The sequence below is a fragment of the Nonomuraea sp. MTCD27 genome (assembly GCF_041950495.1).
Taxonomy (GTDB): domain Bacteria; phylum Actinomycetota; class Actinomycetes; order Streptosporangiales; family Streptosporangiaceae; genus Nonomuraea.
Window position 1 is genome coordinate 277162 of sequence record NZ_JBGNUW010000004.1, and the last position, 14841, is coordinate 292002.

The 14841-nt window shown below is 69.8% G+C and carries 15 protein-coding genes and 1 tRNA gene; 7 read left to right on the top strand and 9 right to left on the bottom strand.

What is annotated here, in order from left to right; translation table 11 throughout:
• Positions 1-173 precede the first annotated feature (173 nt).
• From ACBJ59_RS13495 to ACBJ59_RS13510, 4 genes are all read left to right on the top strand, one after another.
• Positions 174-689, top strand: a complete 516-nt coding sequence (locus tag ACBJ59_RS13495; protein ID WP_375110484.1) for a tRNA adenosine deaminase-associated protein — start codon at positions 174-176, stop codon at positions 687-689.
• A gap of 18 nt (positions 690-707) precedes the next feature.
• The gene (locus ACBJ59_RS13500) at positions 708-1181 is read left to right on the top strand and encodes a tRNA adenosine deaminase-associated protein (RefSeq protein ID WP_364111692.1); all 474 of its coding nucleotides are present in this window, start codon (positions 708-710) and stop codon (positions 1179-1181) included.
• Between the two features lie 43 nt (positions 1182-1224).
• On the top strand, positions 1225-1662 hold the full coding sequence (locus ACBJ59_RS13505; protein ID WP_375110935.1) for a nucleoside deaminase: 438 nt from the start codon (positions 1225-1227) through the stop codon (positions 1660-1662).
• A 10-nt stretch (positions 1663-1672) separates the two neighbouring features.
• A tRNA-Ser gene (locus tag ACBJ59_RS13510) sits at positions 1673-1762 on the top strand.
• A gap of 166 nt (positions 1763-1928) precedes the next feature.
• On the opposite strand, the gene ACBJ59_RS13515 is transcribed toward ACBJ59_RS13510, so the two are convergent.
• From ACBJ59_RS13515 to ACBJ59_RS13525, 3 genes are all read right to left on the bottom strand, one after another.
• Positions 1929-2225: a type II toxin-antitoxin system VapB family antitoxin gene (locus tag ACBJ59_RS13515; RefSeq protein ID WP_195897211.1), complete on the bottom strand. Its 297-nt coding sequence runs from the start codon at positions 2223-2225 to the stop codon at positions 1929-1931.
• 49 nt (positions 2226-2274) lie between these two features.
• Entirely contained in the window at positions 2275-3114 is an 840-nt protein-coding gene (locus ACBJ59_RS13520; protein WP_375110485.1) for a neutral zinc metallopeptidase, read from the bottom strand.
• Positions 3115-3185: 71 nt separating this feature from the next.
• Complete coding sequence (locus ACBJ59_RS13525) at positions 3186-4145, bottom strand: neutral zinc metallopeptidase (RefSeq protein ID WP_375110486.1); 960 nt, start codon at positions 4143-4145, stop codon at positions 3186-3188.
• A gap of 97 nt (positions 4146-4242) precedes the next feature.
• Here ACBJ59_RS13525 and ACBJ59_RS13530 point away from each other — a divergent pair, with 97 nt between their 5' ends.
• On the top strand, positions 4243-4884 hold the full coding sequence (locus tag ACBJ59_RS13530) for a LysE family translocator (protein WP_375110488.1): 642 nt from the start codon (positions 4243-4245) through the stop codon (positions 4882-4884).
• A gap of 40 nt (positions 4885-4924) precedes the next feature.
• Here the strand turns inward: ACBJ59_RS13530 and ACBJ59_RS13535 are convergent, their stop codons facing one another.
• The 3 genes from ACBJ59_RS13535 to ACBJ59_RS13545 all read right to left on the bottom strand — a co-directional run bounded on the left by ACBJ59_RS13535 (position 4925) and on the right by ACBJ59_RS13545 (position 8877).
• On the bottom strand, positions 4925-5320 hold the full coding sequence (locus tag ACBJ59_RS13535; protein ID WP_375110489.1) for a hypothetical protein: 396 nt from the start codon (positions 5318-5320) through the stop codon (positions 4925-4927).
• A 261-nt stretch (positions 5321-5581) separates the two neighbouring features.
• Positions 5582-8419: a BTAD domain-containing putative transcriptional regulator gene (locus tag ACBJ59_RS13540; RefSeq protein WP_375110490.1), complete on the bottom strand. Its 2838-nt coding sequence runs from the start codon at positions 8417-8419 to the stop codon at positions 5582-5584.
• Positions 8420-8718: 299 nt separating this feature from the next.
• Entirely contained in the window at positions 8719-8877 is a 159-nt protein-coding gene (locus ACBJ59_RS13545) for a hypothetical protein (RefSeq protein ID WP_375110491.1), read from the bottom strand.
• A 392-nt stretch (positions 8878-9269) separates the two neighbouring features.
• On the opposite strand from ACBJ59_RS13545, the gene ACBJ59_RS13550 reads away from it, so the two are divergent.
• Complete coding sequence (locus ACBJ59_RS13550) at positions 9270-12092, top strand: BTAD domain-containing putative transcriptional regulator (RefSeq protein WP_375110493.1); 2823 nt, start codon at positions 9270-9272, stop codon at positions 12090-12092.
• 139 nt (positions 12093-12231) lie between these two features.
• Here the strand turns inward: ACBJ59_RS13550 and ACBJ59_RS13555 are convergent, their stop codons facing one another.
• The 3 genes from ACBJ59_RS13555 to ACBJ59_RS13565 all read right to left on the bottom strand — a co-directional run bounded on the left by ACBJ59_RS13555 (position 12232) and on the right by ACBJ59_RS13565 (position 14048).
• Positions 12232-13059 (bottom strand): hypothetical protein, encoded by an 828-nt coding sequence (locus ACBJ59_RS13555; protein ID WP_375110494.1) that lies wholly within the window; start codon positions 13057-13059, stop codon positions 12232-12234.
• A gap of 241 nt (positions 13060-13300) precedes the next feature.
• Entirely contained in the window at positions 13301-13459 is a 159-nt protein-coding gene (locus tag ACBJ59_RS13560) for a hypothetical protein (RefSeq protein ID WP_375110495.1), read from the bottom strand.
• A gap of 16 nt (positions 13460-13475) precedes the next feature.
• The gene (locus ACBJ59_RS13565; RefSeq protein ID WP_375110496.1) at positions 13476-14048 is read right to left on the bottom strand and encodes a dihydrofolate reductase family protein; all 573 of its coding nucleotides are present in this window, start codon (positions 14046-14048) and stop codon (positions 13476-13478) included.
• Between the two features lie 72 nt (positions 14049-14120).
• Between ACBJ59_RS13565 and ACBJ59_RS13570 the strand changes: the two genes are divergently transcribed.
• Entirely contained in the window at positions 14121-14693 is a 573-nt protein-coding gene (locus ACBJ59_RS13570; protein WP_375110497.1) for a TetR/AcrR family transcriptional regulator, read from the top strand.
• Positions 14694-14841 lie beyond the last annotated feature (148 nt).

A 14841-nucleotide genomic window follows, 5' to 3' on the forward strand; every position in this document is an offset into this window, starting at 1 on the left:
AACGCAGGCGGCGGGGTAGGTCGCGGCGGGTGCCGGTGGAACGTGACACACGGTCACCGTGATCTCACATCTCTGGTTTTGATCACAATTTGGCCCGAGAGGCACACGCCCAGTGGCCGGTTCTGGAACGATTGGGTGCTGGTGATATCTGTCGTGTCAGAGGTCGGGTGGGGATGGCGATGACAGACGAAGACGCTCTCGACTTCGCCATCGTGGTTTATCGCGAGGACGAATGCTGGCAGGCCGAGCTCCTGCCGGTCACGCTCACATCAGACCTGCAGGGGCTCATCCATGCCCTGAAACAGCAGCCGAGCGAGAGCGGCACGATCGGGCTGATCGCGGTCGGCGACGAGTTCTTCGTGGCGCTGCGGGTGCTGGGCGACCGGGTGGACGTGTTCCTGTCCGACATCGCCGCCTCGTGGGACTTCCCGCTGGCGCGCCAGGTCCTCCACTACCTCGACGTGCCCGTGCCGGACGAGGAGGAGCTCGACGAGATCCTCCAGGACGAGGAGACCGTGCTACCGGCGGGCGATCTGTCGATCTTCGCTGATCTCGGGTTGGACGAGATGGAGCTGGGCATCCTCTCCGGCGACATTGATCTGCTGCCCGAAGATGTGTTGTCCAGCATCGCCGCGCGGCTCGGCTTCTCCGAGCCGTTCGAGCGTGCCATCGAATCGGTCTTCGGCTGACCCCCCTGGAGCGCGGACATGGCGTCCAACACCTTCTCTGCGGCTTTTGTCAGGACCTCCGACGGCTGGAGCGGTGCCGAGGTCGATCTCGGGGGCGCCGAGATCGTCGACGACTTCGGTGACGCGGTCACCGAGGCGCTGGGGCTCACCGGCGACGAGCTGGCCCTGTTGTGCGTCGAGGTCGAGGACGAATGGTTCGCCATCGCCCGATACCGGGGCGAGGACGAGCCGAGGGTGTTCCTCTCCGACGTGCACGCGGTCCTGGCCGACAGCCTCGGCGAGCTGTTCGCCGAGTTCGCCGGCGTGGCCCCCGACAAGGAGGGCAACGGACTCGGCGTGCGCCCGGCCGGCGACTTCGAGCTGCTCAGCGACCTGGGTGTGAGCTCCGAGGAGCTGCTGGAGCTCAGCATGGAAGAGGGCCTGCCCGCCGACATCCTGTCGGTGATCGCCGAGCGGCTGTCGTTCGCCGACGAGCTCGACCGGCTGCGGTGACGCATCCCGCCTCCCGGGGCTCGCGGTGACCCCCGAGGACGCCATGCGCCTGGCCCTGGCCGAGGCCGTCACGGCCGGCGCCAGGGGCGAGATCCCCGTCGGCGCGGTCGTGCTCGACCCGCTCGGCGAGGTGCTGTCCGCGGCGGGCAACGACCGCGAGTCGGCGGCCGACCCGACCGCCCACGCCGAGGTGCTCGCCCTGCGGCGGGCCGCCGCGCTGAGCGGGCAGTGGCGGCTGAGCGGCTGCACGCTCGTGGTGACGCTGGAGCCCTGCACGATGTGCGCCGGGGCCGCCGTGCTGGCCAGGGTGGAGCGGATCGTGTACGGCGCCACGGACGAGAAGGGCGGGGCCGTGGGGTCGCTGTGGGACGTCGTACGCGATCGCCGGCTCAACCATCGGCCCGAGGTCGTCATGGGTGTGCTCGCCGAGGAGTGCGGCGACGTACTAAAGCGGTTCTTCGCCACTCGCAGGATCCGGTAAGCTCGTGCGCGGTGGTGTCGCCTAGTGGCCGAGGGCGCACGCCTCGAAAGCGTGTGATGGGGCAACTCATCCGTGGGTTCAAATCCCACCACCACCGCCATCCGCCGAAGGGCCTCCGAGATCTCGGGGGCCCTTTCGCATGCCCGGGGTGCGGGCTGACAACCGTAACCGTATTCGCCGGGCATTCTCCGGAACGATGTTGAAAACCGTCCCCGGCATAAGAAAAAGGGGGAGCCGTGATGCGCCGGCTCCCCCTTTTTCCTTTCTCAGTTGGGCAGCTCCAGGACCCTGGCGTGCAGGATCGATCGTTGGTGCAGTGCGGCCCGCAACGCGCGGTGCAGGCCGTCCTCCAGATAGAGCTCGCCCTGCCACTGCACCACGTGCGGGAAAAGGTCCCCGTAGAAGGTGGAGTCGGCGGCGAGCAGCGAGTGCAGGTCCAGCATGGCCTTCGTGGTGATCAACGAGTCGAGCCGGACCTGCCGTGGAGGGATCTGCGCCCACTCTCGGTGCGTCAGACCGTGTTCGGGATAAGGGCGTCCGTCGCCGACAAGCTTGAAGATCACCCCCCTGATTTTAGGAGAGAATCCGATTCCTCGCGCTGTCCGGCGCCGGTCAGCGCAGTTCACCGAGATCGCAGTCGGCGGGCGAACCCTTTTCGTAACCGCGCTGGAAGGCGTTGACGCGTTGCTCGGAGCTCCCGTGGGTGAACGATTCAGGATCGATTCTGCCGGTGGTGCGTTCCTGGATTCTGTCGTCGCCCACCGCCGCCGCGGCGTCCAGGGCCTCGGAGATTTCCGCCCGGGTGAAGGGCTTGTCGTAGAAGCCGGTCCTGGTCGCGTTCTGCGCCCAGACTCCCGCGTAGCAGTCGGCCTGGAGCTCGATGGGGACGGAGCTGCCCTGGTCGAGGGTGCCGAGCAGGTTCTGGACGTGGTGGCCGTACTCGTGGGCGATCACGTACGCCTGGGCGAAGGGGCCGCCCTTGGCGCCGAACTCGGTGTGGAGCTGGTCGAAGAAGCTCAGGTCGAGGTACACGCGCTGGTCGCCGGGGCAGTAGAACGGGCCGGCGGCCGAGCTGGCGGAGCCGCAGCCGGTACGTAAGCGGCCCGAGTACAGGACGGTCTTGGCCACCCGATATTCGGAAATTTCCTGCTTCCAGTAGTCCTGGATGCTGTTCACCACGCCCACCACCCGGCACTTCTCGGACTGGTCGGCGTCCTTGCCCGTCTGGCACTGCTCGGAGAGGTTGGACGGGGGCTGCCGCTGGGCGGGCTCGCCGCCGCCGCCCACGTTGTTCAGGACGAACACCAGCACGAGCGCGATCAGGCTGACGATCCCGCCGCCACCGATGATCATCCCGCCGGGGAGGCCGGAGAAGCCGCCGCCACCACCGCCGCTGCCTCCGGCGTCCTCCACCTGCGAGGGGTCGAGATCGACCTGGTCCCTGAAGTCCATGCTGACGTCCCTTCTGGGCGCTGCCCGCCGGACAACTTCCCCGAATTTCCCAAAGGAGACGGGACCGCCGGCTAGATCCCTCCGGAGAACGTGTCGCACTTCAGGGGATCGCCGCTGTCGTAGCCGACGCTGAACCACTTCTCCCGCTGCTGGGAGGTGCCGTGCGTGAAGGCGTCGGGGGTGACGCGGCCCTGCGAGCGCCGCTGGATGCTGTCGTCGCCGACCGCCGCGGCCGCGCTGAGCGCCTGGTCGATGTCGGTCTGGGAGAACGGCTCCTGGTAGAACCCGGTCTTGACCGCGTTCTGCGCCCAGACCCCGGCGTAGCAGTCGGCCTGGAGCTCGAGGCGGACCGAGGGGCTGTCGGCGCCGGGGCGGTTGTCGCGGCCGACCCGGTTCATGGTGCCGAGCAGGTTCTGGACGTGGTGGCCGTACTCGTGGGCGATCACGTACGCCTGCGCGAACGGCCCGCCCTCGGCCCCGAAGTCGCGCTGGAGCGTGTCGAAGAACGTCAGGTCCAGGTAGACCTTGCGATCGGCCGGGCAGTAGAACGGGCCCACCGCCGAGTCGGCCGCGCCGCAGCTGGTGTTGACGGCCCGGGTGAACAGCACGGTCTTGGCCGGCGTGTACGTCTTGCGCCCGCGCTCCTCGAACGCCTGCCGCCAGTAGGACTGGATGCTGTTCACCGTGCCGACGACGCGGCAGTCCTCCGACTGGTCGGCGTCGGCGCCGGTCTTGCAGCGTTCGGCGAGGTTGCCGCCGGGGGAGAGCGGGGGAGGGGCGCTCGGCTGCCGCCCGCCCTGCTGGCCGCCCTCGTCGCCGGTGAAGGGTGTGGGCACGATCCCGAACACGAACATCGCCCCCACGGCCAGGACCAGCAGCAGGCAGCCGCCGCCCCGGCCGCCGATGGGCAGCATGCAGCCGCCCGGCATCCCGCCGAAGCCGCCGCCACCGCCGCCGCCCGGGCGCGGACCGGAGGCTCGCACGTCCTCGACCTGCGACGGGTCGAGTGGCTTGTCGTCGTCGAACTGCATGTGTCCCCCCGACGCAGTTCTCCCCCGTAGCGGATCGAATACGCACCGCAATCGGTTGGCACATGATTTTTTCGGATTTGTCAGATAATCTGCCGATATGACGGCTGGATTGATCGGGGTTGCACTGGTTTCGCTGGGCATGGTTCTCACGCCCGGGCCGAACATGATCTATCTGGTCTCACGTTCGATCACGCAGGGACGCCGCTCCGGGCTGATCTCGCTGGCGGGCGTCTTCCTCGGCTTCACCGTCTATCTCACCGCGACCTGTCTCGGGCTGACAGCGGTCTTCGCGTACGTGCCGGCCGCGTACACGGCTCTCAAGCTGGCCGGCGCCGCGTACCTGCTCTGGATGGCCTGGAACACGATCAAGCCCGGCGGCATGTCCGCCTTCCAGCCGCGCGAGCTCCCTGTGGAGGGTCCCGGCAAGCTGTTCTCGATGGGCCTGCTGACCTGTCTGCTGAACCCGAAGATCGCGATCATGTACCTGTCGCTGCTCCCGCAGTTCATCGACCCGGCGATGGGCGACGTGCTGCTGCAGAGCCTCGCGCTCGGCTCGGTCCAGATCGCCGTCGGCACCCTGGTCAACGCCATGTTCGTGCTCACGGCGGCCGGCCTGGCCGCCTTCCTGGCCCGCCGGCCGATCTGGATGCGCGTGCAGCGCTACGTCACCGGCACGATCCTCGGCATCTTCGCCGTCAACATGGCGACCGACCGCTCCAAGGCCCTGGTCAGCGCCTGAACGGACGGCCCCGGGGAACTCCCGGGGACCGTCCACCGGTTCACCGGTCGAACCACATCGCGGACGAAGACCTGCACAACTGCGCGAACACGACCCCGGCCAGCACCACGCCGAGCACGTTGCCGAAGCTGGCACCGTCGGTGAGCTGCCACACGCCCAGCAGGACGAGCAGGAACTCGACGACCAGCCCGAAAGTGCGTACCCAGCCACGCCGGGACGGCATCCGCATCGCCAGGTACCCGATCAGCAGGATCGTCGCCAGCGGGACGGCGAGCGCGGCCAGCAAGGCCCCGCCCACGGCGCCCACCGGGGCGCTCCCCAGCAGTATGAACAGCAGGAACAGGCCCACCAGCCCCAAGACGGCCTGGACCCACATGCAGGTCCTGGCCACGGACACGGACTGGGGCATCGCCTCGACGCTGTAAGGCTCGGACATTGCGAGCCTCCCGATTCAGAGGCAGCGATTGACGCGCCGAGCATAGGGTCGCCCCGCATGGTCATGTACGCGATAGGCCGAAAAGCCGAAGTGGCATGACATGGCGGCGGGCTTTCCGAAGCGCTCGCCCCCGCCACCCGCGCCGAGCCCGTCCCCTGCGTCCACGACGACGATGAGCGGAGTGCCAGCTCAGGTCAGTCCCATAGGCCCGACGCCGTAGGCCACGACGTCCACTCGGTACGGCGCGACGCGATGCGTGGATCAGAGATGGTTCCTGACGGGCTCGGGGGTGTCGGGGACCGGCGGGGAAAGGAGGGCCGCCGCCTCGCCCGGGGTGAGGAGCCGTGCTTCGCGCAGGAGGCGGACGGATTCTTCCCACTGCTTGCGCGCTTCGCCGTGCCGTCCGAGGTCGTGCAGGGCGGTGCCGAGCCACCAACGTGACACGGCCTCTCCGAGACGGTATCCCGACTCCTGGAGCAGCCGCACGGCCGTCGTGTAGCTCTCCACCGCCTCGACCAGACGGCCGGCGTGGCGGTAGATGTCGCCCAGTGAGTCGTGTGCCGTACCCACACCGACGTGGTTGCCCCCCTGTGACCACAACTCCATCGCCTCGCGTGCTTCTTCGATCGCCTCGTCGAAGCGTCCCTGCCGGTAATAGACGTGAGCCCGGTTGGTAAGGAGTGCGGCCGTGGCCCCCGGGCGCCCGGCGTCAGCGTTGAGCGTCAAGGCAGCTTCGAGGTAGGGGAGCGCGTGGTCGAGACGGCCCTCGATCGTGTGGATGACACCGAGGTGGTTGAGCACCGCCACCTTCCTTCGGGGCAGGCCCGCGCGATCCCAGTCCGCGAGAGCGAGCTCCCCTTGCCTGGTCGCGGCCTCGTAGCGGCCCTGGTCGCGATGGGCCCAGGTGAGGAAGGCGCGGAGCTGGGCCTTGTCCTCCCATGCCGCGATGCGGTCGGCCACCTCGATGGCGCGCGCGTAGATGTCGGCCAGCTGCGTGTGCCAGCCCTGGTAGCAGAAGGGCCAGTGGAGGCCGATGACCAGGCCGACGGCAGTTGCCGGGTCGGCGCCCGCCAACGCCTGTTGCGCGGCCGCGAGCAGGTTCTCCCGCTCGGCCTCGACCCACCGTCCCACCTCTGCCGCGTCTTTGAAGGTGGCATCGGGCACCTCGATGGGTGGCCGCGGCACGGTGTCGCGGTTGAGGATCGGGGTCGCCATATAGAGGGCGGCCAGGTAGTGATGGAGCGCGCGGCGGATCGCGGCGGCGCGCTCCTCTTCGGCGAGGTCCTCGTGTGCCCGCTCCCGGGCGTAGAGGCCGACCAGGTCGTGGAACTGGTACCGGTGAGGGCCGGCGGGTTCGAGCAGGCGGGCGTCCAGCAGGTGTTCCAGGGCGGCCTCGGCGCGGTGTTCCGGCCAGCCGGTGAGGGCCGCCGTGGCGACGGGCGTGTGCGTGGGCAGGTCGAGCAGGCCGAGCAGGGTGAGCAGGCGGGCCGCGTCCCCGCCGGTGGGCTCGTCGTGCAGGTGCTGGTGGCTGACCGCGATGCCGGCGCGCACGGCCTGGTCGCCGTACTCCAGTGTGTCCAGCCGGCGGGTGGCGTCGGCGAGCCGTGCCGCGAGGTCGGCCAGGGTGCCGTCGGGGCGGGCGGCCAGCCGGGCGCCGACGATGCGCAGGGCGAGGGGGAAACCACCGCAGAGCCGTACGATCTCCTCGGCCGCCTCCGGCTCGGCCCGCACCCGGTCGAGCCCGGCGACACGGCTGAGCAGCGCGTCGGCGTCGGCGTCGGCGAGCGCGCCGAGGTGCAGGTGCCGTGCGTTGTCGAGGCTGGTGAGCGGCTCGCGGCTGGTGACGATGACCCGGCAGCCGTGACCCGCGGGGATGATCGGGCGGACCTGGCGCACGTCGCGCGCATTGTCGAGGATCACCAGCAGGTTGCACGTCGCGGTGAGTGACCGGTAGCGGGCTGCCGCCTCGTCGGGATCCGCGGGCACGGCGGTGCCGTCGAGACCCAGCGAGCGAAGCAGGTGGCGCAGCGCTTCGATGGGCGTCAGCGGGGCCCGCCCGGCAGTGGATCCGTGCAGGTTGACGTAGACGACGCCGTCGGTGAAGCGGCCGGCGACGGCGTGGGCGACGTGGACGGCCAGCGCGGACTTGCCGATCCCGCCGGGACCGTCGATCACGGTGACAGGGGGTCCGCCGTCCGTGCCGAGCGCGGCACGCAGCCGCTCCACCTCGAGGGCTCGGGCGGTGAACACCAGGGTGTCGGCGGGAAGCTCGGCGGGAACGATCGGCTCACCCACCGAGATCTCCTGCTTCGGGGTACGCAGGTCCAGCACGGGATCCTTGACGAGCACGGCCTGATGGAGGCGGCGCAGCTCCGCACCGGGCTCGAGGCCGAGCTCCTCGACCATGATCCGGCGGGTGCGCTGGTAGACGGCCAGCGCTTCCGATATCCGCGAGGATCGGTAGAGGGCGAGCATGAGCTGGGCCGCGGACCGCTCGCGCAGCGGGTGGGACTCGACGTGCGCGGCCAGCTCGGCGGCCGCTGCGTGGTGGTCTCCGGCGGCCAGGCGCAGGTCGAGGTGGTCCTCGAAGACGGCCAGCCGTTCCTCCTCCAGCCGGGTCGCCTCGACCCTGGCCCAGAGGGCGGTCACCCCGGCGAGCGCGGGGCCGCGCCACAGGCCCAGCGCCTGGCGGAACGACGCGTCGGCGGCGGCCGTCGCCCCCTGCGCGCGGGCGGTGCGAGCCCGTCTGGCCAGGCGGTCGAACAGGTGGGCGTCAATGCGGTCACGATCGAGGGCGAGCCGATAGCCGCCGGGCACGGTCTGGATGATCTCCGCACCTCCGTGCGGGACGAGCGTCTCGCGCAGCTTGGAGATCACGATGTGGAGCTGCTTGGCCGCGGTGACCGCCGGGCTCTGCCCCCACACGTCGGAGAGGAGCCGGTCGGCGTGCACGGCCTGCCCGGTGTCGAGCGCGAGCCTGGCCAGCACCCCGATCCGCCGATGCCCGGCGATCATGACCGGCCCGGCGTCACCGGCGATCTCCCACGGACCGAGAAACCTGATCTCCAGACCCATGAGGGGCGCCCCCCGTTCCGTCAACGAAGGTCGAAGTGTAGCGATATGAACCGGCATGTCGCCGGTATGTTCACACGCTGTTCCAGGGGCGTGGACGCGCGTGGCATGCGCCGCACCCGGTGGGTACACCCCGGGTCCCTGTCCCGGGGGTCAAGCTCCCGATGGAGCGGGGGCTCGTCCGGCCGGCCGTCGTGACGGGGACGGGCCCCCGGCGGGGCTCCAGGGGCGACGAGGATCCGACCAGTTCCCTCCGCTTCGTATGAACGAGCGGGTCTGTAGTCACGGCGGGTTGGCCGGCGTCGGAGACCGGCGGCACCGTGGAGTCACCACTGAAGGCCGGAGGAGATCTCGCCGGAGGGGTTGGTTCTGGAGATCTTCTCCGCGGCGGAGGCGGAAGAGGCCGTCGCGGCGCCGAGGCCGAGCGCGATCAGGCCGGCTGCGGCCACGACGGCGAGCTTCTTGAGCAGTCTGACGTGTGTCACGAGACCTCCCGGGCGATACGAAGATGGAGGCGTGATCGTATTGGACCCATAGATCGCGACACAATCCTCCCTATCAGGCTGGGGTACGAGCCTATGTACGGCAGGAATATGACGGTGTCAGGTGAACACCCGACAAGCTTCGCCTCCCCGATGAGCGCGGCATTCCTGCGGCGGATGAACGACTTGCAGATCGCCTTCACCTGGAGGTCCGATCCCGCCCGTGTGGCCGGCGAGTCACCTGTAAGGCACCTGTAAGCCCGCACGTCTAGACATGCACATGTGAAGCAAAACGCCGGAAGCCCGGACGAAGGCGGCGTTTTACCGAAAAACATCACAAATAGTTCGATCATCCATTTCAATGCCGACTTCCTTGAAGGAGGGCAGCGCTCCTAGTGACGCTGGAGATCAGATTCCTCGGCCCGTGGCAGGTACTGGCCGGTGACGAGCCGGTCCGGCTCGCCGGGCATCGACGAATCGGTGTGCTGGCCAGACTCGCCCTGGACACAGGGCAGGCCGTACACGCCGAGCGGATCCTCACCGACATCTGGGGAGACGGCTCCACGGCGACCGCGACCAAACAGCTCCACATCGTGGTCTCCAAGATCCGGGAAACCCTCGGACCGCACACCACCGAAGAGATCATCCAGACCGTGCCCGGTGGCTACCGGCTCGCGCTCGAACCCGACCACGTCGACGCCCACCTGTTCACCCGCCTGGTCAAACGCGCCCGCACCGCCCAGGCGCAGGGGGCCAGGGAGGCCGCCGACGCCCTGTTCCGCACAGCCCTGCAGCTGTGGCGAGGCGAGCCGCTGGCCGGACTGACCGCCCCGTGGGCGCGCATCGAGGCCACCCGGCTGGAAGAGGAACACCGCACCGTCCTGGAGGACCACGCCGATCTGCGCCTGGCCGCCGGCGACCACCACGCGGTGGCCGCCGACCTGGCCGCCCACGTGCGGGCCCACCCGCTGCGCGAGCGCCCGGCCGCCCAGCTCATGCTCGCCCTGCACCGGGCCGGCCGCCCGTCCGAAGCGCTGGCCGTCTACCAGCAAACCCGCCGGATCATGGTCTCCGAGCTCGGCGTCGAACCCGGCGCCGAACTCCGCCGACTGCACCAGGCCGTGCTGGTCAAGGACCCCGTCCTGGACCTGACCAGCCCGGCCCAGCAGGTCGCGGTCGGCGGACCGTACATCCCTGCCGAACTGCCCGCCGACACCCACGCCTTCACCGCCCGCGCCACCGAGATCCACAGCCTGCGCAACGCACTCGGCCCCGACGGACCCGCCCACGGACCTGCCGTCACCGTGATCGACGGACCCGGCGGCATCGGCAAATCCGCGCTGGCCGTCCATGTCGCGCACGCCATGGCCACCCGGTTCTCCGACGGCGTCATCTACGTCAACCTGCACGGCGCCACCCCCGGACTCGACCCGCTGACCCCGGCCGAAGCCCTGCGCCACCTGCTGCGCTCCCTCGGCCTGGACGGGGCCGCCGTGCCCGCCGACCCGGGCGAGGCCGCCGCCCGCTACCGTTCGCTGACCGCGACCTGCAACCTGCTGGTCATCCTGGACAACGCCCGCGACGTCCGCCAGATCCGCCCGCTCATCCCCGCGGGACCCGGCTGCCGGGTCCTGATCACCTGCCGGAACCCGCTGGCCACCCTGGACAACGCCCGCCACCTCCACCTGGGCAACCTGAACGCCGCCGACGCCGCCGCGTTGCTGTCCCGCCTGGCCGGACCCGACCGGGTACGCGCCGAACCGGAGGCGGCCGAGCGGATCGTCCGCCTGTGCGGCGGCTTCCCCCTCGCCCTGCGGATCGCCGGCGCCCGGCTGGCCGCCCGCCCCGACTGGACCCTGTCCGACCTGGAAGCGCGGCTGGCCGACGCCACCCGCCGCCTGGACGTGCTGGAGTACGCCGACCTGGCCGTCCGCGCCAGCATCGCGGTCAGCCACCACCACCTCCGGGAAGAACCCGCCGGCCGTGACGCCGCCCACGTCCTGCCCCTGCTCGGCCTGCTCGGCCTGCCCACCCACACCCCCGCCGCCACCGCCGCCCTGACCGGCTGGCCCCTCCACCGCGCCGAAGCCGCCCTGGAACGCCTCCAGGACGCCCGCCTCCTCGAGGCCGCCGGACCCGACCGCTACCAGTTCCACGACCTGGTCGGCCTGTACGCCCGCGAACGCGCAAACCAGGACCTGCCAGAGGAGGAACGCACCACCGCCGTACGCCGGGCGCTGCACCACTACCTGACCACCCTGTGGATGGCGAGCACCACGATCAACAGCGATCCCGTACTGCGATGCCCCGTCGAGTTGCCCGACAGCACCTTCAAGGATCTGGCGGAGGCGGAACGCTGGGTCCAGGACGAGCGGGAGAACCTGCTCGCCGCCGCGCATCAGGCGCTGGACGGCCCCGACCCGGTGACCGCCATCGGCCTGGCCATCGGACTCCACTGGCCCTTCTGCTACCAGGGCTGGCACACGCAACTGGCCGACATCTACGCGCGCGCCATCGAGGTGGCCGACCGCATCGCGGCATGGGAGGACAAGGCCCAGCTCCGCAGCTTCCTCGGTTGGGTCCACCGGGACCAGGGCCGCTATGACGCGGCGATCGCGCATCTGAAGACGGCTCTCACCGACTGGGACCGTGCCGGCCTGCCTCGGCGGAAGGCCGGTGTGCTCAACAACCTCGGTGTCATCAACACGATCGCGGGCCGTCTCGACGAGGCACTCGGCTACTTGGAGTCCGCGTTGGAGCTGAACGACGACGCCGAACGCCCCGGGGCCACGGCCACGATCCGCAACAACCGGGTGCATGTCCACTACCGCCAGGGACGCTTCGACGAGGCGATCGCGGAGGCACGCCAGTTGGTGGGGCTGGGGCCGAAGGCGGGCCCGCTCGCCGATGCGGGCATCGCACAGGGATCGCTGGGCGACGCCTACCGCCATGCCGGCCGGCTGACCGAGGCGGTGGACAGCTACACGACCGCCGTGCGGTTGCTCCGCGAGTCGGGATACCGCCTGAAGGAAGCCGTGTCCCGGTGGTGGTTCGGCACCACGCTGCACGACCTCGGACGGCACGGCGAAGCACGGCAACAGTGGGAGGAGTCCATCCGCCTCCTGCGCGACGCCCGCCTGCTCACGCCAGGGGAGGCCGCCGAAATCCTCGCCCGGCCCGTGCCGGAAACACCCCAGCCGATCAGGAACATGCTCTGACCCTCCCGGCACGTCATGGCGGGCCGGCTCCAGCGGTCGACGTCGCCGTCATCATTCAGGGAGCCGTCATCGTTCAGGGAGCCGTCATCGTTCAGGGACAGGAGGGACAGCCGTTCGGCCCCTGGGGCAGTGAGGACGCTCAGAGCCAGAGGTACAGGCCGTGACCGGCTCGTACGACCGGGTCCAGCCAGTCGAAGAACTCCTCCACCCATGTGTCTCGCGGGGGTTCCTCCAGGGCCGGCGACGGCTGCGGGTTGCGTTTGAAAGCGCCCGGCACCGTACGGCTGAACTCGCGCGCGGCCTGATCCAGCAGCACGCCGTGCCTCGTCACCGCCTCGTGGTGCTCCTGCTGTCCGGGCGTCGGCCTGTCGTCCTCCACCGCGCGCGGCGGCGGGCCGGGGGCGGGCACGACGGGTGCGGGCGGCAGAGCGAACACGCGACGGCGGGCCTCGATGAAGGCGGGTTCGCGGGTCCAGGCGTTCGTGCGGTCCACGGTGGCCCGAGCCGTGGCGAGGAGATGAGCCTGGGTTTCGGCGAGCAGGTGGCTCGTGTCCCATGTGCGCAGCCGGTCGCGGTAGTGGCGGAACCCGCCGGCAGTCGTCTCGGCGTACCAGTGTCGCCATCTGACCGACCACTCTGCCAGCTCGTCGGGGAGGAACGTCGCCCAGGCCGCCTGCCGCCACTCGGGCGGGAAGAGGGGGTTGGCGCCGACGACGGAGACACGGCGGGGGTTGTCCATATCGAGGACCAGCAGCGAGCGCAGCCGCTCGTCGATGTCCCGCCACCGCGCGAGGATCGTTTCGTGGTCGATCTCTTCCGGCGAGCTCGTCTCTTCAGGAGGGTCCGTGCGGAGTGTGTGACCGAGTGCGTGGGCCAGGCGTGCGTGGGCGCGTGCCAGCCGTACGAGCTCGCCGGGGTCCCTCCGCGCGACATCGCGTACGGCCGCGGGCGCCCAATCCGTACCCACGGCCCGTCAGCGTAGCTGACGAGCATCGCGTCGATGCAGAGGAAGACGGACGGCGGCGATCTCTGCCGGCTGGCGCCGGCGGTTCGGCCGGCGGACCGCGGCCAGAAGCTGTCCGAGAAGCTGTCCGAGAAGCTCGGAGCTTCCTCTCGAAGGATCTCGAACGGACCTTCCGTCGCGCTCCCGTCCGATCGATCGAGCGGACGGGAGCTTTGTCGTTGTGGTGGACGGAGCGGCGACTCGCTCAGTACCCGCTGCGGCGAGGGGCGGCGGTGGGGCGGCGGGAGGGATTGGTCCGGCCCGTGGGCTTGAGGTCGCGCGCCGGGTGTTCGACCCGGTGCGGGGATCGGGTCTGGCGGTTGGTCCTGGCCTGGTCGGTCAAGGCCGGAAGTTTGATGTGCATGCTTCCTCCTGCGGTTCTAAGCCCTGGTGAGCCAGGTGACCTGGGCGCCGTTGTCGAAGGACTCGCGCCGGGTGGGGGTGAACAGGGTGGGGCGGAACTGTCCGGAGAACATGGGGATGCCCGTCCCCGCCACCACGGGGTAGCTCTTGAGGATGATCTCGTCGATCTCCGGGAGCAGGGAGGCGGCGAGTCTGCCGCCGCCGCAGAGGTAGATGTCCATACCGGTGTCCTCGGCCTTCAGCCGCCGGATGAGCTCGATCGGGTCGCCGGTCTCCACCTGCACCGTGGGGTCGTCGATCGTCAGCGTGCTGGACACGACGTACTGGCGCAGATGGGAGTACGGGCTGGTGGTGGGGACGTCCAGGGCCGGCTCGTAGGTGCCGCGTCCCATCACCAGCGTGTCGAAGACCTTGTTGGGCACGCCCTCGAGGCCGACAAGCTTGCGGACGTGGGTGGGGAGCGTCTCGGGGTAGCGGTCGTTGATCCAGGCGGCCATCTGGTCCGACAGGGGGTAGAAGTCGAACTCGGCGTTGGGGCCCGCGATGTAGCCGTCAAGCGAGACGCCGACGTAGTAGACGAGCTTTCGCATATCGATCAACTCCCGATGTAGTACTCTGAGTGGAGTGGTAAGAACGTAGTACTACAGATGGAGTGGTGTCAAGTGCGGAGAAATCCCGAGCGGCGGCAGGCGCTGATCGACGCGGCCATCGAGGTGTTGGCCAGGGAAGGAGCGCGTGGGCTGACTTTCCGGGCCGTCGATGCGGAGGCGGCCGTGCCCCCGGGCACGGCCTCCAACTACTTCGCCAACCGCGACGACCTGTTCACCCAGGTCGGCGGACGTATCTACGAGCGGTTGCTGCCCGACGAGGCCACGATCGCCCGCAGCCGGGAGGGCGTGCAGGACCAGACTCGCTATGCCGAGCTCATGCACGAACTGGTGGATCGGGTCTCCGCCTTCAACTCCGGCTACCTGGCCCTGCTCGAGCTCCGGCTTGAGTCCACTCGGCGCCCCGAGCTGCGCGCCGTGCTGACCAAGCGCATCCGAGAGGACATCGACGCCAACCTCGGCCACCACGCCGCCTCAGGTCTGCCCGGCGACTCGACCTCGGTGGTTCTCCTCTACCTCGCTCTGAACTGGCTCATCGTGGAGCGGCTGACACTGCCCGACATCTTCACCGAGCAGGAGATCCACGAGCTGGTGGACGCCGCCGTGCAAAGATCGCTGAATGCCTGACGTGGCGACGCCGGCGAAGGCCCCGGTGCTCACGGACACCGAAATCGAGCCCTACGACAGGGACGAGATCCGCCTCCTGCTCAAGGCCTCCGCGCCTCCCAGGTGAGACCCCGACTTGCCTTGCCACGGTCTGCCGGATTCCGTCGGA

Excerpts from the sequence above, each read along its gene's own strand:
- ACBJ59_RS13565 (WP_375110496.1), bottom strand. The coding sequence starts at position 14,048 with ATGCGAAAGCTCGTCTACTACGTCGGCGTCTCGCTTGACGGCTACATC.
- ACBJ59_RS13500 (WP_364111692.1), top strand. The coding sequence starts at position 708 with ATGGCGTCCAACACCTTCTCTGCGGCTTTTGTCAGGACCTCCGACGGC.
- ACBJ59_RS13535 (WP_375110489.1), bottom strand. The coding sequence starts at position 5,320 with ATGTCCGAGCCTTACAGCGTCGAGGCGATGCCCCAGTCCGTGTCCGTG.
- ACBJ59_RS13520 (WP_375110485.1), bottom strand. The coding sequence starts at position 3,114 with ATGGACTTCAGGGACCAGGTCGATCTCGACCCCTCGCAGGTGGAGGAC.
- ACBJ59_RS13495 (WP_375110484.1), top strand. The coding sequence starts at position 174 with ATGGCGATGACAGACGAAGACGCTCTCGACTTCGCCATCGTGGTTTAT.
- ACBJ59_RS13530 (WP_375110488.1), top strand. The coding sequence starts at position 4,243 with ATGACGGCTGGATTGATCGGGGTTGCACTGGTTTCGCTGGGCATGGTT.
- ACBJ59_RS13560 (WP_375110495.1), bottom strand. The coding sequence starts at position 13,459 with ATGCACATCAAACTTCCGGCCTTGACCGACCAGGCCAGGACCAACCGC.
- ACBJ59_RS13505 (WP_375110935.1), top strand. The coding sequence starts at position 1,225 with ATGCGCCTGGCCCTGGCCGAGGCCGTCACGGCCGGCGCCAGGGGCGAG.
- ACBJ59_RS13525 (WP_375110486.1), bottom strand. The coding sequence starts at position 4,145 with ATGCAGTTCGACGACGACAAGCCACTCGACCCGTCGCAGGTCGAGGAC.